Below are 22,900 nucleotides of genomic sequence, written 5' to 3' on the forward strand. Positions count from 1 at the left end.
CGCTCACAGCACGCCTCCGCGCCCGCTCGCCGCCACGCGCCGCACGACCTCGTTCATGCGCTCGTAGCAGGGAGCCGCATCCGCGCCCGGGATCGGAAGGCCGTGCGCCGGCGCGAACCCGTAGCCGTCGAAACGCGCCGCCAGGTCGTCCGTCGCCGCGATGACCCTGGGCGGGTCCACGTACTGGAACCAGAACATGACGCGGCTGTGGAACTCCTCGAGGCGACCCACGTCCACCGGCGTCTCGATCTCGTCCGTCCGCCGCAGACACTCGCCGCCCTGGTGCGGGAACCCCATCCAGTCGACGGTGAACAGCGTGCGGGTCGTCTCCTCGCTCATCCAGGTGTGGATCGCGGCGTCGAGGAACGTCGCCTCGGGGAAGCGCACCCGGAGCCCGCCGAGATCGATCTCATCCTCCGGGCCCACCTTCATCGCTTCGTCCAGATGGTACAGCGCATGCGTCTCGCCCGCGGCCGGCGCGACCAGCCGGCACTCCGGGTAGCGCCGCAGCACCTGCAGCGTGTTCCCGGCGTGGGGGACGTCGGGGTGGGAGAGCGCGAGGTAGTCGAGAGGCCGGCCGCCGAGCAGGTCCTCCAGAGCCGGGAGCAGGATGTCGTCCGATGCCGGCGAGAGGGTGTCCCAGAGCAGCGTCCGCTCGCCCGTCAGGAGGTACGCGTTCTGGGGGACGTGAAGCTCGCGGCCGGGCGTGTACCAGTGGGCGCCGCTCTCCTGCACGGCGCGGGCGATCCCGGCCCGGTGCGCGCCGCATTCCTGGACCCAGTGGATGCCGGGCCACACGTCCCGCCGCCAGCCGGCGTCGGTCCGCGGCGGCATGGTCTCGCTTCCGGGCTCGTTCATGAGGGCCAGTCTACCGACCGACCGCCCGCCGCCACCAGCCCGGGAGACCCGTGCCCGGCCGGCTCTATCCGAGCCGAAACTTCAGCGCCGCCGCCACCTCCGCCTGTCGTTCGTCAAGGGTGATGAACGAGACATCCGACGGATTCCGCGCGACATACAAGGCGCATGCCACATGCCAGAGATCCGCGCCCCGCAGGTAACCGGCTCGGAGCGCGGCCCGCATCTCTCGCGACAGAGGCGGGTTCGGCTGAATCCAGCGGAACCCCGAGACGAGGTTCTCCGGAAAGGGCCTCCCCTCTCTGGCGCAGGCGGATCGCAACTCCGCCTCGAGGAGGCTGGATGAGATCAGATCCCGGAACCTCCCCAATCGGCGAGCGATATCTTCCGCGCCCGCCTCGACAAAAGCGACCGAGACGATCGCGGACGTGTCCACATAGGCCGTGCTCACTCTCCGCGGTCGGCCAGGAACCGTTCCATGGCGCCCGGCACCGGCGTACCGAGCTTCATGGGCTCGCGGTGCTTCGGACGCGGCGTAAGGACCCCTCGCCGCTCCAGATCCGCCAGCCGTTCCTCGAGATCCGTGGTTTCGCGCCGAAGCGGACGGAGTTCGGCCACCGGCTCCCCCCGGTAGGATATGGTCACGGTTCTGCCCTCCCGGACGTGACGTAACACTTCGGAGAAACGGGCCTTCGCCTCGTAGGTCGAGTAGAGGAGTCGCATCGAATCATTATAACTAGTCAGACCAGTCTTTTCAATTGGATCCGACCACCCTCCCGTGGCCTGCCTTCGACCGAGACCTCACATTCCTCCCATGGAACCCAAGAGATGGTCTGCTCCATCATCCGGACGTCAACGCGCGGTTGCGACGAGAACGCGCGTATCGCTGACGACCTTGGCCGCAGTGACCCTGGGGACCGTCGCGTGTTCGCCGGCCGGAGAAGACGTGGCGTTTCCGAGCCGTCCGGTCGAGATCGTCTCGTGGGCGACGCCGGGCGGGCCGACCGACCTCCTCTCGCGGGCTTTGGCAGAGGCCGCGCCGCCGCACTTCGGGGGCCAGCGCGTGACCGTGATGACCCGGCAGGGCGGGGCGGGCGCCGCGGGCATGCAGTACCTCCAGGGCCGGGAAGGGGACCCCCACGTGCTCGGCGTCTTCACCGCGAGCGGGACCGTGAACATGGCGACGGGGCGGATCCCGTTCGCGCCGGAGGACTTCACTCCCATCCTCCGCATCCAGATCGATCCGTTCCTGATCGCGGTGCGGGACGACAGCCCGTTCCGCACGCTCGGAGACCTGTTCGAGGCGGCCCACGCACGGCCCGGCGAAGTTTCGGTGTCGGGGTTCGGGGCGGCGTCGGCCCACTTCCTCGGCTTCGCCCGGCTGCGGGCGGCGGCGGGGGATCCGGACATCCGCTGGATCGCCTACGAGGGGTCGGCCGACGCGGTCGTGGCGGCGCTTGGGGGGCACACGGACGCGGCCCACACGAACTACAACATCGTGCGCGAGCACCTGCGCGCGGGGACGATGCGGGTGCTGGGCGTCGCGCTTCCCGTCGAGGCGCTCCCGGACACGCCGAGCTACGCGGATCAGGGGTACGACCTCCAGCCTGTCCACTGGCGGGGCGTGGTGGGACCGCCGGGACTCGCCCCCGAGACGCGGGCCGACATCCGCGCGCGGCTGCTGGCCGCGATCGAGGATCCGGGGTTCCGCGAATACATGGAGCGTGCCGCCCTCGAGTACGCGACGATGGAGGATTCGGACGCCTTCGGCGCCTGGATGGCCGAGGAAGTGATGACGAGCCGGGATCTCCTGAGGCGGCTGGGGATCCTGGATGAGTCGCGTTGAGTAGCCCCTCCGCGCGCCGGGCCCCGCCGATGCGCCTGCTCGCGGAGGCCGCGTTCCTCGCGGTCCTGGCAGTCGGCGTCCTCCTGGACTCGCGGAGCTATCCGGCCTCGCTGGCCGAGGGCGCCCCCGGCCCCGCCTTCTTCCCCCGGCTCCTCGCGACGCTCGTGATCGCCTGCGCCGCCTGGCTCGCGGTCCGCGCCAGGCCGTGGTCTCCCCCGGAGCGGCCTCCGGAGGCGGGTGCGGATGGCGGCACCGGGGTCGATTCGGGCCAGAGACTTTCCCGCGGGAACGTTTTTTGGGGCGCCGGCGCCTCGGGCGGGGCCTCGCGCGGTGTCGGGCGCGGCACCCGCCTGTGGCTCGCGGTGGGGTGGATCGCGGCCTTCCTCCTCGCGTGGCCGCGGCTCGGCACCGTGCTATCCGTCCCCCTCCTCGTCGCCGGGCTCATGTGGCTGACGGGGGAACGTTCGCGGGTGGTGCTCGTCTCGGTGCCGCTCGTCTTCGCGGGTTTCATCTATCTCGTGTTCATGGTCGCGCTCGGCGTGCCGCTGCCGTCCGGCTTCTGAGCGGGCGGCGCGGCGCGTGACCGCCTTCCTCGACGGCCTCCTGACGGCGCTCCAGCCGGGGAACCTCCTGGCGCTCCTCGCCGGCAGCCTGCTGGGCGTGTTCGCGGGAGCGATGCCGGGGCTGAGTTCGACGGTGGGACTCGCGCTCGTCCTTCCGGTGACCTTCGCGCTCGATCCGACGCCGGCGCTGCTGATGATGGTCTCGATCTACATGGCGGCGGAGTACGGGGGATCGATCACGGCGATCGCGATCGGGGTCCCGGGGAGTTCGCCCGCCCTTGCCACCACCTTCGACGGCTACGCGATGACCCGGCGGGGCGAGGCGGGGCGCGCGCTGGGAATCTCCCTCTTCTCCTCGATGAGCGGCGGGCTGCTGGGGACGATCCTCCTCGTGCTGGCGCTGGGGCCGCTCTCGCGGGCGGCGATCGCCTTCGGGCCGGCGGAGTACTTCGGGCTCGGCGTGTTCGGGCTCTCGATCGTGGCGAACCTCGTGGGGAACGATCCGCTCAAGGGGATCATCAGCGCGCTGCTGGGCCTCCTCTTCTTCGTGGTCGGGCTGGACGTGCTGACGGGGGCGCCGCGGCTCACGCTTGGCACGACCATGCTCATGGACGGGCTCGGGCTGGTGCCGATGCTGATCGGCTTCTTCGCCATCGCCGAGGCGCTGAAGGCGGCGACCGGCCAGCGCAAGGAGACGGCCCCCGGCAGTGGGATTGCGGGCGCCCTTCCCAAGGCGCGCGAACTGTTCGGCCTCTGGCGCACGATCCTGCGCGGCTCCGCGATCGGGGGGATCATCGGGGCCATCCCCGGCGCGGGGGCGACGATCGCCTCCATCGTGGCGTGGAACGAGGAGCGGCGGGTGTCGAAGACGCCCGAACGGTTCGGGACGGGCGAACCCGCCGGCATCGCGGCCCCGGAAGCCGCGAACAACTCCTGCGTCGGGGCGGCGATGATCCCGCTGCTGGCGCTCGGAATCCCGGGGTCGGCCAGCGCCGCGGTGCTCCTCGGCGGGCTTACCGTGCAGGGGGTTGCGCCGGGGCCGCTCCTCATGACCGAGCGCGCCGACCTCGTCTACGCTCTCTACGCCGGATTCGTGGTGGCGGTGCTGCTCATGCTGGCCGTGGGACGCCTCGGCATCCCGCTGTGGACGCGCGTCGTGCGCCTGCGGCCCTCGATCCTGATGCCGCTCGTCGTGGCCATCTCCCTCGTCGGGACCTACGCCCTGCGCGGGAACCCGGCCGACGCCTGGGTGGCCCTCTTCTACGGGCTCGTCGGCTTCGCTATGCTGCGATACGGATACCCGCTCGCCCCGGCGGTGCTCGGCCTCATTCTCGGTCCCATGATCGAGACGAACTATCGCCGAGCGCTGACGCTGTCCTCCGGGTCGCACTCGGTCTTCCTCGAGAGCCCGATCAGCCTGGTGCTGCTCGCGCTGGCCGTGATCAGCTTCGCGGCCCCCGCGGTGCGCAGCCGGCTGGTGGCGGGAAGAGCGCGCGGGCCCGACAAAGGACGCGGGCCCGGCAGGAGCCGCGGGGCACGAAAACACGAACCCGAAAAACCCAACCACAAGGAGCACGAGTGAGCGCGACCCGCGCGGTCATCGACTTCATACTCGAGACGACGATCGACGGTTTTCCGGAGCGGCTGCTGGCCGAGGGGCGGCGCTGCGTCACGGACGGCACGGGCGTGATCCTCGCCGGTTCGACGGATGCCTGCGCCCGCATCGTGCAGGACCAGATCGCCGCGCAGGGCGGGAACCCGCAGGCGACCATTCTCGGGCCGCCCGACACCCGCGCCCCCGCCTCGCTCGCAGCGCGGGCCAACGGCACGGCGGGCCACGCGATGGACTTCGACGACACGCAACTCTCAAACGCCCCCGACCGGATCTTCGGGCTCCTCACGCACCCTACGGTGGCGCCGCTCTCGGCGGGGTACGCCGTCGCCGAGCGGGAGGGGGCCACGGGGGCCGAGTTCCTCGAGGCGTTCCTCATCGGCTTCGAGGTGGAGTGCAAGATCGCCGAGGCGATCCACCCCCGGCACTACATGGAGGGGTTCCACTCGACGGCGACGATCGGGACGCTCGGCGCCTGCGCGACGGCCGCCAAGCTGGCCGGACTGGAGGCGGACGAACTCGCCATGGCGCTCGGCATCGCCGCCAGCCTCTCGTCGGGGATCCGGCTCGGGTTCGGCACCATGACCAAGCCGCTCCACGCCGGCCGCGCCGCCGAGAACGGCATCCTGGCGGTCGACCTCGCGGCGCGCGGCTTCACGGCCGGGCACGACGCGCTCGAGGCGCCGTGGGGCTTCTTCCGCGTGTTCGGCGGCGGCTTCGAGCCCGAGCGGCTGGTCGGCGCCCTCGGCGCCCCCTACACCCTGCTCGACCCCGGCGTCTCCGTGAAGCCGTTCCCCTCGGGGAGCCTCGGCCACCCCGGCATGGCCGCCATGCTCGAACTCGTCACCGAGCACGACCTCGCTCCCGACGACATCGCCGAGATCACCTTCGGCGCCGGGCACAACATCCTGAACCCGCTCCGGTATCCGGTGCCCAACAACGAACTCGAGGCGAAGTTCTGCATCCCCTTCGTCCTCTCCAGCATCGTCCTCCGCCGCCGGGCCGGGATCCGCGAGTTCCACGACGACTTCGTCCTCTCCGGCGAGGCGGCGGACATGATGCGGCGGGTCACGGTCCGGTTCGACGAGGAGATCGACGCGCGCGGCTATGACCGCATGCGGAGCGCGATCGACGTCCGCCTCCGCGACGGCACCGAACTCCACACCGAGGCGGACACCTATCCCGGCGGCCCGGAGCGTCCCCTCAGCCGGGAGGAGCTGCACGCCAAGTTCCGGGACTGCGCGAGCCTCGTGATGGACGACGCGCGCATCGACGCGGCCCTGGACCGTCTCGAAGGCGTGGACGAACTGAGCCATATCGCCGACCTGGTGGACGCCCTCGCGACCGTCTCGGCTGGAGCCCCGGCTGGAGCCCCGGCTGGAGCCCCGGCCGGAGTCCCGGCGTGAGGAGCGTCGCCCAGGCCTCGCGGGGGGGCGTCGCGGGGAGCGGAAGCCGCCGGGCACGATGCGGCCTCGCCCTGCTGGGAGCGCTGTGGGTCGCGGCCTGCGGCGACTCGGCCGGCTCCGGAGCCCCGGACGCGGACGCCGAAGCGGCGGGGCGCGGTCCATACGACGCGCTCCAGGTGGAGACGAACCTCATGGTCGAGATGCGGGACGGCGTTCGGCTCGCGACCGACATCTACCGCCCCTCGCGCGACTATGAGCCGGTGGACGAACCCTTTCCCGCCCTCCTGCACCGGACCCCGTACGACAAGACCTCGCGCGGGCTCGTCGACCAGGCGCGCTGGTTCACGACGCACGGCTTCATCGTCGTGCTCCAGGACACGCGCGGCCTCTACGCCTCCGAGGGCGAGTTCCAGAAGTATCACGAGTTCGATGCGCCCGACGGCTACGACACGATCGAGTGGATCACCGGGCTCGACTACGCGGAGCCTTCGATCGGCATGTGGGGCACCTCCTACGGCGCGCACACGCAGGCCGACGCCGCCAAGCTGAACCCGCCCGCCCTCGCGACGCTCGTCCTCACGATGGGGGGGCTCTCGGACGCCTGGACGCACAAGGTCCGCAATCACGGCGCGTTCGAACTCGGCCAGCAGCTCGGCTGGGCCCACCTCCAGCTCGCCGCCGTGGCGGACGACCCCGAGATCCGTCTCCGGCTCCAGGAGGAGCCGCCCTCGGACTGGTTCCCCGACACTCCGTTCCAAAAGGGCGCGAATCCGCTCTCCGTCGCCTCCAATTTCGAGGACTATTACCTCACCATGCAGAACCGCGGGGACTATGACGACTATTTCCGTGGTATCGGCCGCAACTGGGCGGAGTACTATGACGAGACGGCGGACATCCCGATGCTGCACGTGGGCGGCTGGTACGACTCCTACGCCCCCGGGACGATCCAGAGCTTCGCCGAACTGTCTCGCCTGAAGTCCTCCCCGATGATGCTGGTGATGGGGCCCTGGACCCACGGGGGAAACAGCCGCTCGACCGCAGGCGACATCGAGTTCGGAGCCGAGGCCGCGATCGACGACTTCTCGCGCGAGTTCCACCTGCGCTGGTTCGACCGGCACATGCGGGGACAGCGCTCGACCGACCTGTTCGAGGATGACTCGCGGCCCGCGGGGCGGAGCGTGGGCCCCGTCACGATCTTCGTCATGGGCGGCGGCGACGGGCACCGCGACGAGAACGGCCGCCTCTTCCACGGCGGTGAGTGGCGCACGGCGGACGCATGGCCGCTGGAGGATACCGAGCCGACCCCCTTCTACCTGCGCGCCGGGGGCGGGCTCACCTCCGAACCGCCCGGCGACGACGAGGGGTCGACGGCCTACACCTACGACCCCGAGCACCCCGTGCCCACGATCGGCGGCGCCTTCTCGGGCGCGCTCAAGCGAGGCGGCTACGACCAGCGAGAGCGAACGTTCCAGTCGCTCCAGGGCGGCTCCGACAATGGGTTCTTCGCCTCCGAGGTGGACGGCCGCCGCACCGCGGACCGGTCCGATGTCCTCGTGTTCGAGACCGAGCCCCTGGCCGAGGATGTGGAGGTGATCGGCCCGGTGACCGTCGCCCTGTGGGCCTCATCGAGTGCCCCCGATACCGATTTCACGGCCAAGCTCGTCGACGTCTATCCCCCGAATGAGGACTATCCCGAAGGGTTCGATCTCAATATCACGGATGGGATCCTCCGCGCCCGCTACAGGGACTCGCGGGAGACAGAGACGTTGATGACGCCCGGGGAGGTCTACGAGTTCGAGATCCGGCTGTTCCCGACCGCCAATCTGTTCGCGGCCGGGCACCGCCTCCGGCTCGAGATCTCCAGCTCCAACTATCCCCGCTTCGACGTGAACCCCAACACCGGCGAACCGCTGGGCCGCCATACCCGCATGACGCCGGCCGAGAACACGATCCACCACGCCGGCGCGCGCGCGTCGGCGATCCTCCTCCCCATCCAGATCCCCTCGGAACGGAGATGAATCATGCATGACGTCAACTGGCTCGCCGTCCTCGTCGCCGGCATCCTCCCGATGGTCGTCGGCTTCCTCTGGTACGGTCCGGTGTTCGGCAAGCAGTGGCTCGCCCTCATGGAGACGACCGCGGAGGAAATCCAGAAGGACTTCAACCCGCTGAAGACGCACGGGTCGAGCTTCGTCCTGTCGCTGGTCACGGCGTACGTCCTGGCCCAGTTCCTCGCCACGATGGACGGCTCCGGCGCGATGGCGGGGGTCCACGTGGGGCTGCTGGTGACGGTCGGGTTCGTCCTCAACGTCGGATACCAGGGCGTCGCCTACGAACAGCGGAAGCCGGGGATCTTCGGGCTCAGCCTGGGCTACAACGCCGTCTCCCTCATCGGACAGGCGGTCGTTCTCGCCGCCTGGACCTGATCCCGTTGAAGGCTCGTTGACGGAGCGAGGGAGGATGAACTCGGAAGCTTTGCAGGCCGGTGCGCTTCAGAGTAGATTTCCGAGCAATGAACCTCCACGACATGCTCCGGCGGCCCGAGGGCAAGACCCTCGAGTTCAAGCGCGACCTTTCGTCGCCGCAGGGATTCCTGCGCGCCGTCGTCGCGTTCGCCAATACGGCGGGAGGCACCGTGCTCATCGGTGTGGAAGACCGGACTGGCCACGTCGGTGGCGTCGACCAACCCCTGGATCTGGAGGGACGTGCCGCCAATCTGATTAGCGACGCGATCCAGCCTCCGCTGCTGCCGGATCTCGAAATCCTGCCGTTTCGTAACAAGCACGTGCTCGCGGTTCGGGTCCACCCCGGTTCTGTGCGCCCGCATTTCATCGCCAAGGCCGGACTCGAAGCGGGAACCTACGTACGGGTGGGCTCGACCAACCGCCGAGCGGACCCCCAACTCATCACGGAGCTGCGGCGCTTCGCCACCGGCGAATCCTACGACGAACACGCGCTGCCGGCGGTTGACTCGGAAGCGTTGGACTTCCGAGCGGCTTCAGAGTCGTTCGCAGCGGTTCGGGAGCTGAGGCGGCGCGATCTCGAGAACCTCCGCCTCCTCGCTCCTTACCAGGGCCGTCTCGTGCCGACCATCGGCGGGATGCTTCTGTTCGGCCGCGACCGGCTCGACCATTTCCCCGACGCGTGGATCCAGGCGGGGCGTTTCGGCGGAACGAGCAAGGCGGTCATCCTTGACCAGACGCGGCTGGAGATGCCGCCGCTGCAGGCGGTCGAGGAAGCGGTTTCGTTCGTGAAGAAGCACCTGCTCCACGGCGCCACCATCGGCCCCGTGCGGCGCACCGACCATTGGAATCTGCCGCCCGAGGCCGTGCGGGAGGCGGTCATCAACGCCGTGGTCCATGCGGACTATTCGCAGCGCGGCGCGCCGATCCGAATCGCGATCTTCGATGACCGCGTGGAGGTCGAGAATCCCGGCCTTCTCCCGTTCGGACTCACGCTGGAGGCACTGCCGCTCGGCGTCTCGAAGGTGAGGAACCGCGTACTCGGCCGCGTCTTCCACGAACTCGGGCTCGTCGAGCAGTGGGGGAGCGGCGTGCCGCGAATGATCAGAGCCTGTCGGGACGCGGGTCTTCCGGCCCCGGTGTGGGAAGAGATCGGGTTCTTCGTGCGGGTCACCCTGCGCACCGAGAAGGTGGGTCCAGCCCTGGTCGATGGGCGGGACAGTTCGATCCTCCGCGTGCTGGAGCGTGGCGACGGACACCGCACCCGCGAGATCGCCCAGGAGGTCGGACTCTCGACGCGTTCGACCCGCACACGGCTGGCCAGACTCGTGGAGAGGGGCCTCGTCCGCGAGGTGGGCACGAGTCCCAACGACCCGAAACGGACTTACGTCAGATCCTTGGAGGACTTCCGCGGCTTCACGAAGAAGCGGTAGATGAGATAGCCGACGACGCCGAGGACGAGGATCGTCGGGATCCAGCCCAGGAAATTGAAGATGGCCCCCGCGGCCACGACGGCGGCGGCCCCCTCGATGCGGCCGAGGGTCCGGTGTCGCCCGCGGGCCTTGTCCAGCTCCCGCTGGGTGTAGAGGTCGGGCAGGAGATCCGAATCCGCGTCCTTCATGAGGCGTCCTCCGGGCTGGGGCTGGGAGATCCTACGATGCCGCGAGGGGGGAGGATTCCGCCATTCCCCCTCTCCCGTTTGCGCTCGATTCGGTAGGTTCAGGCCGCGACCGGGCCAGGTTCCGGGTCGCTCCCGGACGCTGGACACGCAACGGAGACTCGAGATGCGCTTTCCGATTCCCTCCTGTTCGAGGTTGGCCGGCCGTGCGCTCGCGGTCTGGGCGCTGCTCGGCGGCCTTTCGCTGACGCCGGGACTGACGCCGGGACCTGCTCCGGGACTGTCCCCGGGGCCATCTCTGCTGGCGGCGCAGTCGGCGATCCCCGCTGCCCACGGCGGTTTCGCGGACGCGCAGCGAACGGACGGGGCGATGCCCGTCGTGCTTCCGCTGCGGGAGCGGGCGGCCGTCATCGACCGCTGGCTGGAGCGGCGGCTCGAGACCGTGGTGCCCGAGATCATGCGCCGCGAGGGGGTGGACCTGTGGATCGTCGCCGCGCGCGAGTACAACGAGGATCCGGTCATCGAGACCATGCTCCCGTCCACGTACATGGCGGCGCGGCGGCGCACGGTCCTCATTCTCCACGACCGGGGGCCGGGGCAGCCGCTCGAGCGGGTCGCGGTGGCCCGGTACGACATCGGTCCCTTCCCGCGCGCGTGGGATCCCGAGATGGAGCCCGACCAGTGGGGGCGCGTGGCGGAGATCATCGCGGAGCGCGACCCGGGGCGGATCTCGGTCAACCGCTCCTCGACCTTCGCGCTGGCCGACGGGCTCACCGGCACGGAATACGATGCCTTCATGGACGCGCTCCCGGCGAAGTACCGCGAACGCGTGATGCCGGCCGAACGGCTGGCGATCGGGTGGCTCGAGACGCGGACCCCGGAGGAGATGGAGGTCTATCCCCAGATCGTGCGCATCGCGCACCGGATCATCGCCGAGGGGTTCAGCGCGAAGGTGATCCAGCCGGGGGTGACGACGACGGAGGACGTCGTGTGGTGGTATCGCGAACGGATCCTCGACCTCAGGCTCGGTACCTGGTTCCAGCCCAGCGTGTCCGTGCAGCGCCACGAGAAGGCGGGCGGCGCGCGGGAGGGGGAGGGGGATTTCTCGGCTCGTCCGGAGGAGAACGTGATCCGGCCGGGAGATCTGCTCCACGTGGACTTCGGGATCACCTACCTGAGGCTGAACACGGATACGCAGCAGCACGCCTACGTGCTGAGACCGGGAGAGGACGCCGCGCCCGCGGGGCTGGTCCGCGCGCTCGCGGCCGGGAACCGTCTCCAGGACATCCTCACGGAGAACTTCGCGGCCGGGCGCTCGGGGAACGACATTCTGGCCGGCGCGCTGGCCCAGGCGGAGGCCGGGGGGATCGCCGCGACGATCTACACGCACCCGATCGGTTTCCACGGGCACGGGGCCGGACCCACGATCGGGCTGTGGGACAATCAGGGCGGGGTGCCGGGCCGCGGCGACTATCCGCTCTTCCCGAACACGGCGCACTCGATCGAACTGAACGCGGCGGTCGCGGTCCCCGAGTGGGACGGCCAGACGGTCCGCATCATGCTGGAAGAGGACGCCTTCTTCGACGGCGAGCGCACATGGTACATCGACGGCCGCCAGACCGATCTCTGGCTCATCCCGCGATGACTTGGGCGACGCCGGGCGCGCGGACCCGGGGTGCGCGGACGGGGCTCCGAGGGCTCGCGGCGGCGGCGGTCGGAGCGCTCGCGGCGCTGGCCGCGGGGGGCGGAAGCGGGCTCTCCGCCCAGATGCCGGACGCCTGGGTGCTCGTCGGCCCGGACGAGGCGGACTACCGGCTGCGGCTCGACCGTGAGGTCGCCCATTCGGGGGGTTCCAGCATGCGGCTCGAGGCGAGGGGGAACCGCCGCCGCAGCCAGTGGGTAGCGAGCGTCCAGATGGTCGACGCGACCGCCTACCGGGGCCAGCGGATGCGCCTGCGGGGGTATCTGCGGGCGGACGACGTGGACTCGGGCGGGCTGTGGGTGCGGGTCGACGGTATCCTGGAAGGCAAGTACGCCATGCTGGCGCTGGACAACAGCGAGGACCGCCGGGTCGAGGGAACCGGCGACTGGGGGCCCCGCGACATCGTCATCGACATCCCGCCCGAGGGGGTGACGATCCTCCTCGGGGCGATGATCACGGGGGACGGCGAACTCTGGGTCGACGACCTCACCTTCGAACCGGTCCCCGCCGACGTACCCCTCACGACGGAACCCGAAGTCGTCGTCACCGACCAGCCCTACGAGCGGCCCCTCGGCGTCTTCCCGACACCCACGAACATGGACTTCGAACGAGAGATGGAGGACCCGATGGAGTCGAACCGATGAGGCCCGGGCGACCCGCACGCGGCCGGGCCGTGCTGCTGCCGGCGCTGCTCGCCGCGGGGCTCGCGTGGGGTTGCGGCGAGGAAGGCCGCGGTTCGTACCGGCCGCTCCCTCCGCTCGATGTGACGTATCTCGACGGACAGCCGGCCGATCTCGCCCAGTTCCGAGGCCGCGTCGTCGTCCTCAACCTGTGGGCGACCTGGTGCATCCCCTGCCGCGACGAGATGCCGGAACTGGAGGAGATGCAGGCCCGCTACCCGTCGGACGACTTCACCGTGGTCGGGATCTCGATCGATGAAGGGGATGTGGCGCTAGTGGAGGGGTTCCTGAACGAGTTCGGCATCACCTATCCCAACTTCATGGGCGATGGACCCGCGCTGACGGAGTCGCTGGACCTCTACCCGGGCGTGCCGCACACGCTGCTTGTGGACAGGGAGGGCCTGATCCGGGCGTACTGGGGCGGACGCTTCCACCCCTTCGAACCGGAGACGGAGGCCCTCGTAGAGCGCGTACTCGCGGCTGCCGAGTAGCGCGCCGGTCCCTGCCGGCGGACAGATGATACCTGGTTGACGCGTCGGGCTATTCTCATGGCGAGGGAGGCAGAAGGGACGATGGTTCTTGAGATCCGGCCGCTCCTTCCGAAGGACTGGAACCGGGTGCGGACGATCTACGAGCAGGGGATCGCGACCGGAGACGCGACCTTCGAGATGACGGCGCCAAGCTGGGAGGCGTGGAGTGAGAATCACCTCGAAGGTTGCCGGATCGTGGGCGTGAGCGGCGGGCGGATCGTGGGGTGGGCCGCGCTCGCCCCGGTCTCGGAGCGTTGCGTCCACGGAGGCGTGGCGGAGGTCAGCGTCTACGTGGACGCGGACGCCCGTGGAGGCGGAGTCGGACAGGTGCTGCTGGCCGCGCTTGTCGAGGCGTCCGAGCGGGCCGGGATCTGGACGCTGCAGGCGGGCATCTTCCCGAAAAACGAGGCCAGCGTCCGGATTCACGAGCGCGCCGGCTTTCGGCAGGTCGGGCGGCGCGAGCGGTTGGGCCGGCTTGCGGGGCGGTGGCGCGACGTTCTGCTGCTCGAGCGGCGGAGCCCCAGCGTCGGGATCGACGCCCGCGTCGACGTAGGCGTGTGAATCGGTCCCCCTTGACGCGCGGCCCACACTCCGCGATCATTGCGCCCGTCCGGACCTACCCGGTCGTATGCCGGAGGTCACGGGCTGAGAAGGCAGGATCGCAGGATCGGGGGGGCCTCTCAACACGGCCGCCCTTTTTTTTATAGGTTTGCGTGGCGAGTGCCACGACCCTGGCGCGGGGGAGACCGCGTCGAACTGGTCAACGGTCGGCAGATGCGGGTTTTCCGAACTCCGACAGTGACTACAGCAAGGAGTAGGGAATGCGTACGACAGGTACAGTGAAGTGGTTCAACGACCAGAAGGGCTTCGGTTTCATCACGCCCGAAGGCGGTGGTAAGGACTGCTTCGTACACCACACGGCGATCCAGTCAGACGGTTTTCGCACCCTCAAGGAGGGCGAGGCCGTCGAGTTCGACGTTACGGACGGGACCAAGGGCCCGGCCGCGGAGAACGTGACCCGAGTCGCATGATCGCCGATCGCCACCAGGCGTAAGGTGAGATCAGAAAAGGGCCGCCCGGCGACGGGCGGCCCTTTTTTCTGGCTCCTCGCTGTTGGGGGTGGATGAGGGGCGGTTAGAGTGGCGGGGTCGGCGGCGGTGGCCGCCGGTGCCCGAGCGGGTCCGTGACGTGCCCGGTGGTCTCCGGGGCCGGCCGGGGCGGCGGAGTGATTCGGAGCGGCCGGGCGAGACGGCGGCATGGCGGAGAGGGGACTGTTCGAGCGGGCGCTGGGCCTGGAGTGGCCGTGGCGGGTGGAGCGGACGGAGTTCGACGGACCTCTGCATGGACATGTCCGCGGCCTACATGAAGGGGGCGCGGGAGGCGTTCCCGGAGGCCGGGATCACCCTTGACCGCTTCCACGTCCAGCGGCTCATGAACCGGGCGGTCGACGAGGTGAGGCGGCAAGAGCGCAAGGAGCGTCCCGAGCTGAACCGCACCCGCTATCTGTGGCTCAAGAGACGCGGCAAGCTCACCGCCTCCCAGCGGCGGTGGCTCGGCGAACTGCTCGATCCGTCGCGGCGGGGACTGAAGACGGCCCTCGCCTACCGGATCAAGCTCGCCTTCGAGGTGTTCCGGGATCTCCCGCCCCGGCTGGCGGCGACCTACCTCGAGAAGTGGTGTTCGTGGGCCGCCGAAAGCGGCCTCCAGCCCGTCATCGACGCGGCGAAGACGATCGGGAAGCACTGGGACGGCATCCTCCTCTGGTTCCGCTCGAGGATCGGCAACGGCATGATCGAGGGCATCAACTCTCTCGTCCAGGCCGCCAAGGCCAGGGCCCGCGGCTACCGGACCACCGAGAACTTCATCACCATCGCCTATCTCGTGTGCGGCAAACTCAACTTCAACCTACCCACTTGAAACAGCGAGGAACCAAGTTTTTCTATCAGTATTTCAGCAAGGCGGGTTTCCAGGCGAGTGCCTATACTAGTACGAACCGGTTTTGGCGGTATGGCACGTCCTGGCTTCTGGGTTATAGGGGAATTGCGGGACATGGCACGACCGTACCGAATAGTTGCTAAAAGGAGAAGAGGAATGAAAAAGTCTATATTGTTGTTGGGCATGTTGGTCGTTCCGGCAGGGCTGGAAGCTCAGACCGACATGCCACAAGGGATGCTCCTGAAGGAAGGTGTGTGGCAAGCGCCGACACCGGCTGCAGCCCTTCAGGCCCTACGCGAACGGCCGCAATCGTTCGAGTCCGTAAACGCGGCCATCGCCGTTTTGAGACAGAAGTTCGAGTCCCGGCCGCTCGCGGAACTGGATGCGTTTGCCGAGGACCTTACGCAGCTGATGCGCGAAGATGCAGGGTCAAGTTCGATCAACGCCGCGGCTGCTTTACGTCGTGCGGGGATGGCGATGGCGGGCAACCAGGAAGGCATCCCCTATGAAGGTGCAAACGACGCTTTTGTCCGTCTGTATGAGTCCTATGACGACCGGACCTCCGATGGCGCGGACATTGCGTTGTTCGAGGTCTTTCAAACCGGCGGTAGGGATTATGTGCGAGAGTTGTTCGCATCGGGCGAAGAGCCGCCTCCGTGTTCATCTCCGGTGCCGGTGACGGACATGGCGGGTAAGCCGGTTCTTGATGAAGGTGGCGAGATGATCTTGACCGAACCGGAGAATCCGTGCCCCAACGTCACTACTTGGTGTCAAGCCGGGCAGCTTCTGTTGTCGATAGGCGAAGGACCGGACCCTATGCTTTGGCGGTACCGATGCCAGCTACAACGAGCATAGGACTTCGAAAGGGACGTAGTAGAATGCGTTGGTGATGTTGCTTGCGTTGGGACACCTCGCTGCATCAGGTGCAATCGGCGGAGCACCGAGGAAGGAATCGCGGCGCAAATGCTCGGGTGGACCCTGTTCTCGCCACGAAACAGGTATATTGGAGCACAGATGGCGATACGCTCGCCGGCCCCGGTGCATGGAGACAGCAGGATCGATGTTCACGCGGCCCGGGCTATAAACTGGCTCCTCGCTGCTGGGGGTGGATGAGGGGCGGTAGAGTGGCGGGGCCGGCGGCGGTGGCCGCCGGTGCCCGAGCGGGTCCGTGACGTGCCCGGTGGTCTCCGGGGCCGGCCGGGGCGGTGGAGGGATGCGGAGCGGCCGGGCGGGACGGCGGCATGGCGGAGAGGGGACTGTTCGAGCGGGCGCTGGGGCTGGAGTGGCCGTGGCGGGTGGAGCGGACGGAGTTCGACGCGGCGGAGCGCCGCCTGGACCTGCATCTGGACTTCGAGCCGGGCGGAACGTTCGACTGCCCCTCGTGCGGACGGGGGGGCTGCAAGGCGCACGACGCGAGCGGGAAGCGCTGGCGGCACCTGGACTTCTTCCAGCACCGCGCCTACCTGCACGCCCGGGTGCCGAGGGTGAGGTGTCCGGCGTGCGGGGTGAGGCGGGCGAGGGTGCCGTGGGCGGAGCCGGGCTCGGGCTTCACGCTGTGGTTCGAGGCGCTGGCGGTGGCGCTGGCGCGGGAGATGCCGGTCAGGGCGGTGGCCCGCCTGGTGGGCGAGCACGACACGCGGCTGTGGCGGCTTCTGAAGCGCCGCGTGGGAGAGGCCCGGGCGGAGGCGGACTTCTCGTCGGTGCGCGCGGTGGCGGTGGACGAGACGGCGTGCCGGCGGGGCCACGACCACATCACGCTGTTCGCCGACCTGGACCGTTCGCGGCTTCTGTACGCGACGCCGGGGCGCGACGCCTTGGTCGTGAGCCTGTTCCGGGAGGATCTCGAGGCGCGCGGGGGCCGGGCCGGGAGCGTCCGGGACCTCTGCATGGACATGTCGGCGGCCTACATGAAGGGGGCGCGGGAGGCGTTCCCGGAGGCCGGCGTCACCTTCGACCGCTTCCACGTCCAGCGGCTCATGAACCGGGCGGTGGATGAGGTGAGGCGCGCCGAGCGCAAGGAGCGCCCCGAGCTGAACCGCACCCGCTACCTGTGGCTCAAGAGACGCGGCAAGCTCACCGCCTCCCAGCGGCGGTGGCTCGGCGAACTGCTCGATCCGTCGCGGCGGGGACTGAAGACGGCCCTCGCCTACCGGATCAAGCTCGCCTTCGAGGTGTTCCGGGATCTCCCGCCCCGGCTGGCGGCGACCTACCTCGAGAAGTGGTGTTCGTGGGCCGCCGAAAGCGGCCTCCAGCCCGTCATCGACGCGGCGAAGACGATCGGGAAGCACTGGGACGGCATCCTCCTCTGGTTCCGCTCGAGGATCGGCAACGGCATGATCGAGGGCATCAACTCTCTCGTCCAGGCCGCCAAGGCCAGGGCCCGCGGCTACCGGACCACCGAGAACTTCATCACCATCGCCTATCTCGTGTGCGGCAAACTCAACTTCAACCTACCCACTTGAAACAGCGAGGAACCATTTTTCTTGGGGGGGCCCGGCACCATGTGCGCGCGCTGCAATCGGTGGTATGCTCGAGGCATCGGTCGGAGAATCCTGCGGCCGAGGAGGATCCAGTTCTGGTTGGCACCGTGACGAATCCGCGCCGATGGGTCATTCTGGCGATTCTCGGATCCACTGCCTGCTACGATCCGGTCACCTGGGGACTGGTGGTGGACGAGGGAACCGGCGAAACACGTCCGCCGACCACGGATGAGGCGTACAGGGCGCTCCGCAACGGCGACGGATTGATGGCCGTCGCGGTCCTCCGCCAGATTCACGAGAAACGGTCACCGGCCGAGTTGCAGGCGTTCGCCACCAGGGTCGGATACCTTCTAGTGGAACCGCCGGTGCCGGACGGCGACGACCCCCACCACCGCAGCGCGGCCCTGGCGCTGCATCATGCGCTGGCCCGCTGGCAGACCTATGGCAAGAGGTATCGACCGGCGTTTGATCAATTCGTCAGAGTCTACGAAACGCGGGCCGCACGGATGGCAGGTGGCGGGAGAGATCCGATCTACGTGGCGCATCGTAGCGGAGATCGCGAAACCGTGCGCTCGCTGGAACGTGCCTTGCGCGACATCCATAGCGCTGAACCCAACGGCCGCGGCAAGAACCATCTGCGCCGTCTCGCTGCCTCGATCCGTCCGCCGCCGCCATGTCGGAGATTCGTACAGGTACCTCCGCCGGGCTACACGCCCGACCTCTCGATCCCGCCGTGCCCGAACCATTCCGCATGGTGTGTCGCGGTCGGTAGATTCATGACTACGCGGGACGGCGACCTGCGCAGGCCGTCCCGCCGATTCCTTCGGAACGCACCGGCACCCGACCTGTACGAACGTCTCTGCGAGATGCGGCTGCATTAGCATCGGCCGCTGATCCATCGTTCCTGCCTGTCCGATCCTGTCGCGGCGGCTCCTCTCTTCGTACGGTGGATTCCTGGTCCCGTTCGCCATCACCAGGCGGGCTGCCAGCCGCAACCCCATCGACATGGACGGAGAGCGTCAAATGACCGCCCGGCGACGCAGCACCCGATTCTCCCCCCGATCCGCCTCCCCCCGGCTCGTCTCCCTCTGGCTCGTCTCCCTCTGGCTCATCACAACGGCCACCATCCTCTCCGCCCCTCCGCCCGCTGCGGCGCAGGACGGCGCCGAGTCCGGCCCGCTGCGCATGGGGGACATCTTCGAGGTCGAGATCGCGGCCGACCCGCGGATCTCGCCCGATGGCCGCTGGGTCGTCTACGCCCGGCAGCGCGCCGATATCATGACGGACAGCCGGTTCTCGAACCTGTGGATCGTGGGCGCCGACGGGTCGGGTCACCGGCCGCTCACCGCCGGAGATTTCACGGACAGTTCGCCGCGCTGGTCGCCCGACGGCACGCGGCTCGCCTTCATCTCGAACCGGAGCGGGGATGCGCAGATCCACGTGCGCTGGATGGATTCGGGCGAGACCTCCGCGATCACGAACGTGACGGAACCGCCGAGATCCTTCGCGTGGTCGCCGGCCGGGACGCAGATCGCGTTCGGGAAACTGGTGCCGCAGCCGGCGCCGACGATCGGCGGCATGCCGACGCCGCCCGAGGGCGCGGAGTGGGCCGAGCCCGCCCAGGTCGTCGAGCGGCTCGTATACCGCTTCGACCAGCTGGGCGACCTCCCGCACGGGTTCGTCCATGTCTTTGTGGTCCCGGCCGAAGGGGGGACGCCGCGCCAGATCACCAGCGGCGACAACCACTGGGCCGGAAACGGGATCGGCGGGACGCACTTCTCGTGGACGCCGGACGGCGGCTCCCTCGTCATGTCGCGCGACCCGCGAGGGGGCGACACCGAGAGTGTGTTCGTGGCGGACACGGAGGTATTCGAGGTTTCCGTCGGCGACGGCGCGGCCACGCAGTTGACAGATCGCCGGGGCCCGGACGACGGGCCGATCGTCTCCCCGGACGGCCGTCACATCGCCTACTTCGGGATGGACGACCGCTTCCAGGGCTATCAACTCACGCAGCTCTACGTCATGAACCGCGATGGGAGCGACCCGCGCTCGATCTCGGCCGGGCTCGACCGCGAGGTGTACAACGCCACGTGGGCGCCCGACGGGTCGGGCCTGTACGCGCTGTACGACGACGAGGGAATGACCAAGCTCGCGCTCTTCGGTCCCGGGGACGACGGAACCGACCACCGGGTGCTGACCGAGAACGTCGGCGGTGTCGGCCGGGCGTACGCCGGCGCGACCTATACCGTGGCCCAGGGCGGCAGCTTCGCGATGAACTACACGACGCCCGCCGTCCTCTCGGAGGTCGCAACGGGTCGCCCCGGCAGCGACATCCGGGTGCTTACGGGGATCAACGACGACCTGTTCGCGAAGCGGGAGATCGGCGAAGTCGAGGAGATCCGGTACGAGTCCTCACACGACGGACGGCCGATCCAGGGCTGGATCATCAAGCCGCCGGGCTTCGACCCATCGCGCCGGTATCCGCTCATCCTCGAGATCCACGGCGGCCCGTTCTCCAACTACGGAGCGCGCTTCGACCTCGAGAAGCAGCTCATGGCGGCGCAGGGCTACGTCGTCCTGTACACGAACCCCCGCGGCAGCACGAGCTACGGGGAGGAGTTCGGGAATCTGATCCATCACGCGTACCCGGGCGACGACTTCTACGACCTCATGTCGGGCGTCGACGCCGTGATCGACCGCGGCTACGCGGACCCTGACGAGCTGAACGTCGTGGGCGGGAGCGGCGGCGGCGTGCTGACGGCGTGGCTCGTCGGCCGCACCGACCGCTTCCGGGCCGCGGTGTCGTGGTACCCCGTCATCAACTGGTACAGCTTCGTGTTGACGGCCGACATGGCCGCTTCGGGCGTCAGGTACTGGTTCCCCGGATTCCCGTGGGACCATGTGGAGCACTACGAGTCGCGCTCGCTCCTCAGCGTGGTGGAGAACGTGACGACGCCGACGCGGATCGTGACGGGCGAGGAGGACTGGCGCACGCCGATGTCCGAGTCCGAGCAGTACTTCAAGGCGCTGAAGCTGCTCGGCGTGGAGACCTCGCTGGTGCGTTTCCCGGGCGAGCCGCACGGCATCCGCCGCCGCCCGAGCCACCACATCGGCAAGATGCTGTCGACGCTGGAGTGGTTCCGCCGCTATTCGGCGACAACGTCCTGAAGACGCGGGGCCTGGGCCAGGAATTACAGCGGCAGCCCGGTGGACAAGAGGATCTGATCGTCGTACCCTAGGATTGTTGAATATCGCATCTCGGGAGTACGATATGCAACAATCTATACCGAGACCGCGTCTCGAGGGTGCGATCCGGCGGGGACTGTCCGAGGCTCCGGTGGTGGCTCTTCTGGGTGCCCGCCAAGTCGGGAAAACGACCCTCGCCGAGCAGGTCGTGTCCGCCCGGGATGGGCCAGCCGTCATCTTCGACCTGGAAGTGCGCGCCGAGAGGGCAGCCCTGACCGCAACGCCCGAGAGGCTGCTCCGCGGCACTGAAGGGCTCGTCGTCATTGACGAAATCCAGCGCATGCCGGAACTCTTTGAAGTCCTGCGCCCGATTTGCGACGCCCGCGACCGCAAGGCCGTGTTCCTCGTCCTGGGTAGCGCTTCGCTGGACCTGATCGAGGGCGTTTCGGAGACTCTGGCCGGCCGCGTCCTCTTCGTGGATGTGGGCGGCTTCTCGCTCGCCGAGGCCGGGCCGGAGAACCAGGATCGCCTGTGGTTGCGGGGCGGCTTTCCGCGAGCCTACCTCGCCCCCTCGGGCGGGGCGTGGTCCCGCTGGATGGAGTCCTTCGCGCGCACCTTCCTGGAACGGGACATTCCGGGGCTCGGTTCGAGGGTCGCACCGGCAGCGCTTGGCCGCTTCTGGAGGATGCTGGCGCACTACCACGGGCAGACGTGGAACGCGGCTGAACTGGGGCGCTCCATGGACGTGAGCGTGACCGCGGTGAGGAACTACCGCGACCTGCTGGCGGGTTCGTTCATGATCCGCCTGCTCCCGCCGTGGTTCGAGAATCTGGGCAAACGGCTGGTGAAGTCGCCGAAGGTGTTCCTTCGAGACAGCGGCATCCTGCATTCCCTGCTCGGGATCGAGGGAATGATGGAATTGGCCGTGCATCCCCGCTACGGCGCCAGCTGGGAGGGGTTCGCCCTGGAGCAGACGCTCCTCGAGCACGGAGAGCGGGAGGCCTATTTCTACGGCACGCAGCGGGGGGCGGAACTGGATCTGCTGCTTCTGCGGCGAGGACGGCGCTGGGGTTTCGAGTTCAAGTGCACGGACGCTCCCCGGACCACGAAGTCGATGCACGTCGTGATCCGGGATCTGGGCCTCGAACATCTATGGGTCGTCTACCCCGGCGATGTCGAGTACCCGTTGACCGACACCATCACCGCCCTGCCGCTGAAGCGAATCGGGGACGTTTCGCTACGCTAGCGAGCGACCTGGAAGGGGGCCGTCGCGACCTGGTCGTCCCACCAGATCGTGAACTCGCCGCCCTCCTGCGTCATGTCCATGAACGAGATGGAGAGCTGGTCGGCCGACAGCATGATCGTCGACACGTCCATCGTGGTGCGCAGCACGTCGCGGTCGGGCGTGTAGCCGTAGGCGCCCCACAGCGCGTCGGGGTTCTCCTCCTGGAAGGTCTCCTTCACGCCCCAGTTGGAGAAGATCAGGGTCCACTCGTCCTCGGTGAGCTCGGCGAACACGCTGTACTCGCCCGCCGGCAGGCGCTCGCCGCCGAACATGAGGTCGACTTCGGTCATGAAGCGGGTGGACTGGTCCGCTCCGACGCGCCACAGGGGCGCCCCGCGCAGGAAGGCCTGTCCGTACTCGTCGCCCGAGCCGAACAGGTCCCGGCCGCGCAGAATCGGGCGGCCGTACGTCACGACGACCCAAGATCCGTCCTGGTAGCGTCCATCCGCATCGAACGAGCCGCCGACCTGGGTCGCGGCCTCGCCGCGAGGGCTCATACGACGATCCTGGGCCTCCGCCGCCGTGGCGAAAGCGAGCGCAACGCCGAGGGCAATGGCGAGGCAGGGAATCGAGCGAAACATCTTCTTCATTCGGACCTCCAGGGGGGTGCACGGGGCAGCTTCGTTCAACGGCGCGGCGGGTCGTTCCTGCGGCGCGCGCCGCCATCCTACGTCCGCGTCCCCGACGGGGAAAGCGGCATGCGTCGCCGTCCCATTCCGCCGCCGATACAATAGGGCGCA

23 protein-coding genes are annotated in these 22,900 nt (G+C 68.8%); 18 read left to right on the forward strand and 5 right to left on the reverse strand.

The window, feature by feature from the left end:
* Nucleotides 1–3 precede the first annotated feature (3 nt).
* The 3 genes from ACOQPP_RS00300 to ACOQPP_RS00310 form a co-directional block, all read right to left on the reverse strand.
* Nucleotides 4–858, reverse strand: a complete 855-nt coding sequence (locus ACOQPP_RS00300; protein ID WP_420635591.1) for an MBL fold metallo-hydrolase — start codon at nucleotides 856–858, stop codon at nucleotides 4–6.
* A gap of 64 nt (nucleotides 859–922) precedes the next feature.
* Complete coding sequence (locus ACOQPP_RS00305) at nucleotides 923–1,306, reverse strand: PIN domain-containing protein (RefSeq protein ID WP_420635592.1); 384 nt, start codon at nucleotides 1,304–1,306, stop codon at nucleotides 923–925.
* The gene (locus tag ACOQPP_RS00310; RefSeq protein WP_420635593.1) at nucleotides 1,303–1,578 is read right to left on the reverse strand and encodes a type II toxin-antitoxin system Phd/YefM family antitoxin; all 276 of its coding nucleotides are present in this window, start codon (nucleotides 1,576–1,578) and stop codon (nucleotides 1,303–1,305) included. The genes ACOQPP_RS00305 and ACOQPP_RS00310 overlap by 4 nt, the downstream gene beginning before the upstream one ends.
* Nucleotides 1,579–1,801: 223 nt before the next feature.
* On the opposite strand from ACOQPP_RS00310, the gene ACOQPP_RS00315 reads away from it, so the two are divergent.
* The 7 genes from ACOQPP_RS00315 to ACOQPP_RS00345 all read left to right on the forward strand — a co-directional run bounded on the left by ACOQPP_RS00315 (nucleotide 1,802) and on the right by ACOQPP_RS00345 (nucleotide 10,177).
* Nucleotides 1,802–2,701 carry a tripartite tricarboxylate transporter substrate binding protein gene (locus ACOQPP_RS00315; protein ID WP_420635594.1) on the forward strand — a complete coding sequence of 300 codons (900 nt, stop codon included), beginning with the start codon at nucleotides 1,802–1,804 and terminating at the stop codon, nucleotides 2,699–2,701.
* On the forward strand, nucleotides 2,698–3,264 hold the full coding sequence (locus tag ACOQPP_RS00320) for a tripartite tricarboxylate transporter TctB family protein (protein WP_420635595.1): 567 nt from the start codon (nucleotides 2,698–2,700) through the stop codon (nucleotides 3,262–3,264). The genes ACOQPP_RS00315 and ACOQPP_RS00320 overlap by 4 nt, the downstream gene beginning before the upstream one ends.
* A gap of 16 nt (nucleotides 3,265–3,280) precedes the next feature.
* Nucleotides 3,281–4,846 carry a tripartite tricarboxylate transporter permease gene (locus ACOQPP_RS00325; RefSeq protein ID WP_420635596.1) on the forward strand — a complete coding sequence of 522 codons (1,566 nt, stop codon included), beginning with the start codon at nucleotides 3,281–3,283 and terminating at the stop codon, nucleotides 4,844–4,846.
* Nucleotides 4,843–6,282: an MmgE/PrpD family protein gene (locus tag ACOQPP_RS00330; protein WP_420635597.1), complete on the forward strand. Its 1,440-nt coding sequence runs from the start codon at nucleotides 4,843–4,845 to the stop codon at nucleotides 6,280–6,282. The genes ACOQPP_RS00325 and ACOQPP_RS00330 overlap by 4 nt, the downstream gene beginning before the upstream one ends.
* Complete coding sequence (locus ACOQPP_RS00335; RefSeq protein ID WP_420635598.1) at nucleotides 6,279–8,300, forward strand: CocE/NonD family hydrolase; 2,022 nt, start codon at nucleotides 6,279–6,281, stop codon at nucleotides 8,298–8,300. Before ACOQPP_RS00330 ends, ACOQPP_RS00335 begins: the two co-directional genes overlap by 4 nt.
* A gap of 3 nt (nucleotides 8,301–8,303) precedes the next feature.
* A complete protein-coding gene (locus ACOQPP_RS00340) occupies nucleotides 8,304–8,708 on the forward strand; it encodes a DUF1761 domain-containing protein (RefSeq protein ID WP_419167082.1) in 405 nt (134 codons plus the stop codon).
* Nucleotides 8,709–8,794: 86 nt separating this feature from the next.
* Entirely contained in the window at nucleotides 8,795–10,177 is a 1,383-nt protein-coding gene (locus ACOQPP_RS00345; protein ID WP_419167083.1) for an ATP-binding protein, read from the forward strand.
* On the opposite strand, the gene ACOQPP_RS00350 is transcribed toward ACOQPP_RS00345, so the two are convergent.
* Entirely contained in the window at nucleotides 10,129–10,365 is a 237-nt protein-coding gene (locus ACOQPP_RS00350; RefSeq protein WP_419167084.1) for a hypothetical protein, read from the reverse strand. The genes ACOQPP_RS00345 and ACOQPP_RS00350 overlap by 49 nt on opposite strands.
* 163 nt (nucleotides 10,366–10,528) lie before the next feature.
* On the opposite strand from ACOQPP_RS00350, the gene ACOQPP_RS00355 reads away from it, so the two are divergent.
* From ACOQPP_RS00355 to ACOQPP_RS00405, 11 genes are all read left to right on the forward strand, one after another.
* Complete coding sequence (locus ACOQPP_RS00355; protein ID WP_420635599.1) at nucleotides 10,529–12,007, forward strand: M24 family metallopeptidase; 1,479 nt, start codon at nucleotides 10,529–10,531, stop codon at nucleotides 12,005–12,007.
* Complete coding sequence (locus tag ACOQPP_RS00360) at nucleotides 12,004–12,708, forward strand: hypothetical protein (protein WP_420635600.1); 705 nt, start codon at nucleotides 12,004–12,006, stop codon at nucleotides 12,706–12,708. The genes ACOQPP_RS00355 and ACOQPP_RS00360 overlap by 4 nt, the downstream gene beginning before the upstream one ends.
* Nucleotides 12,705–13,235 (forward strand): TlpA family protein disulfide reductase, encoded by a 531-nt coding sequence (locus ACOQPP_RS00365; RefSeq protein WP_419167087.1) that lies wholly within the window; start codon nucleotides 12,705–12,707, stop codon nucleotides 13,233–13,235. Before ACOQPP_RS00360 ends, ACOQPP_RS00365 begins: the two co-directional genes overlap by 4 nt.
* An 81-nt stretch (nucleotides 13,236–13,316) precedes the next feature.
* Nucleotides 13,317–13,835 (forward strand): GNAT family N-acetyltransferase, encoded by a 519-nt coding sequence (locus tag ACOQPP_RS00370; RefSeq protein WP_420635601.1) that lies wholly within the window; start codon nucleotides 13,317–13,319, stop codon nucleotides 13,833–13,835.
* A gap of 260 nt (nucleotides 13,836–14,095) precedes the next feature.
* A complete protein-coding gene (locus tag ACOQPP_RS00375) occupies nucleotides 14,096–14,305 on the forward strand; it encodes a cold shock domain-containing protein (protein ID WP_419167089.1) in 210 nt (69 codons plus the stop codon).
* A gap of 310 nt (nucleotides 14,306–14,615) precedes the next feature.
* A complete protein-coding gene (locus tag ACOQPP_RS00380; RefSeq protein ID WP_419167090.1) occupies nucleotides 14,616–15,191 on the forward strand; it encodes a transposase in 576 nt (191 codons plus the stop codon).
* Between the two features lie 174 nt (nucleotides 15,192–15,365).
* Entirely contained in the window at nucleotides 15,366–16,064 is a 699-nt protein-coding gene (locus ACOQPP_RS00385) for a hypothetical protein (RefSeq protein WP_419167091.1), read from the forward strand.
* 386 nt (nucleotides 16,065–16,450) lie between these two features.
* The gene (locus tag ACOQPP_RS00390) at nucleotides 16,451–17,671 is read left to right on the forward strand and encodes an ISL3 family transposase (protein ID WP_420635602.1); all 1,221 of its coding nucleotides are present in this window, start codon (nucleotides 16,451–16,453) and stop codon (nucleotides 17,669–17,671) included.
* Between the two features lie 125 nt (nucleotides 17,672–17,796).
* Nucleotides 17,797–18,570, forward strand: coding sequence for a hypothetical protein (locus ACOQPP_RS00395; RefSeq protein ID WP_419167093.1), 774 nt, complete (start codon nucleotides 17,797–17,799; stop codon nucleotides 18,568–18,570).
* 142 nt (nucleotides 18,571–18,712) lie between these two features.
* Nucleotides 18,713–20,857, forward strand: a complete 2,145-nt coding sequence (locus ACOQPP_RS00400) for a prolyl oligopeptidase family serine peptidase (protein ID WP_420635603.1) — start codon at nucleotides 18,713–18,715, stop codon at nucleotides 20,855–20,857.
* A gap of 172 nt (nucleotides 20,858–21,029) precedes the next feature.
* A complete protein-coding gene (locus tag ACOQPP_RS00405) occupies nucleotides 21,030–22,121 on the forward strand; it encodes an ATP-binding protein (RefSeq protein ID WP_420635604.1) in 1,092 nt (363 codons plus the stop codon).
* On the opposite strand, the gene ACOQPP_RS00410 is transcribed toward ACOQPP_RS00405, so the two are convergent.
* A complete protein-coding gene (locus ACOQPP_RS00410) occupies nucleotides 22,118–22,750 on the reverse strand; it encodes a DUF2911 domain-containing protein (RefSeq protein ID WP_419167096.1) in 633 nt (210 codons plus the stop codon). The two genes, ACOQPP_RS00405 and ACOQPP_RS00410, sit on opposite strands and share 4 nt — an antisense overlap.
* Between the last annotated feature and the right edge of the window lie 150 nt (nucleotides 22,751–22,900).

Source organism: Candidatus Palauibacter sp. (assembly GCF_965222475.1).
In the GTDB taxonomy this organism is placed as follows: Bacteria; Gemmatimonadota; Gemmatimonadetes; order Palauibacterales; family Palauibacteraceae; genus Palauibacter.

Coding starts and splice junctions, on each gene's coding strand:
- ACOQPP_RS00300 (WP_420635591.1), bottom strand. CDS start 858: ATGAACGAGCCCGGAAGCGAGACCATGCCGCCGCGGACCGACGCCGGC.
- ACOQPP_RS00310 (WP_420635593.1), bottom strand. CDS start 1,578: ATGCGACTCCTCTACTCGACCTACGAGGCGAAGGCCCGTTTCTCCGAA.
- ACOQPP_RS00340 (WP_419167082.1), top strand. CDS start 8,304: ATGCATGACGTCAACTGGCTCGCCGTCCTCGTCGCCGGCATCCTCCCG.
- ACOQPP_RS00345 (WP_419167083.1), top strand. CDS start 8,795: ATGAACCTCCACGACATGCTCCGGCGGCCCGAGGGCAAGACCCTCGAG.
- ACOQPP_RS00350 (WP_419167084.1), bottom strand. CDS start 10,365: ATGAAGGACGCGGATTCGGATCTCCTGCCCGACCTCTACACCCAGCGG.
- ACOQPP_RS00355 (WP_420635599.1), top strand. CDS start 10,529: ATGCGCTTTCCGATTCCCTCCTGTTCGAGGTTGGCCGGCCGTGCGCTC.
- ACOQPP_RS00360 (WP_420635600.1), top strand. CDS start 12,004: ATGACTTGGGCGACGCCGGGCGCGCGGACCCGGGGTGCGCGGACGGGG.
- ACOQPP_RS00365 (WP_419167087.1), top strand. CDS start 12,705: ATGAGGCCCGGGCGACCCGCACGCGGCCGGGCCGTGCTGCTGCCGGCG.
- ACOQPP_RS00370 (WP_420635601.1), top strand. CDS start 13,317: ATGGTTCTTGAGATCCGGCCGCTCCTTCCGAAGGACTGGAACCGGGTG.
- ACOQPP_RS00375 (WP_419167089.1), top strand. CDS start 14,096: ATGCGTACGACAGGTACAGTGAAGTGGTTCAACGACCAGAAGGGCTTC.
- ACOQPP_RS00380 (WP_419167090.1), top strand. CDS start 14,616: ATGGACATGTCCGCGGCCTACATGAAGGGGGCGCGGGAGGCGTTCCCG.
- ACOQPP_RS00385 (WP_419167091.1), top strand. CDS start 15,366: ATGAAAAAGTCTATATTGTTGTTGGGCATGTTGGTCGTTCCGGCAGGG.
- ACOQPP_RS00390 (WP_420635602.1), top strand. CDS start 16,451: ATGGCGGAGAGGGGACTGTTCGAGCGGGCGCTGGGGCTGGAGTGGCCG.
- ACOQPP_RS00400 (WP_420635603.1), top strand. CDS start 18,713: ATGACCGCCCGGCGACGCAGCACCCGATTCTCCCCCCGATCCGCCTCC.
- ACOQPP_RS00410 (WP_419167096.1), bottom strand. CDS start 22,750: ATGAAGAAGATGTTTCGCTCGATTCCCTGCCTCGCCATTGCCCTCGGC.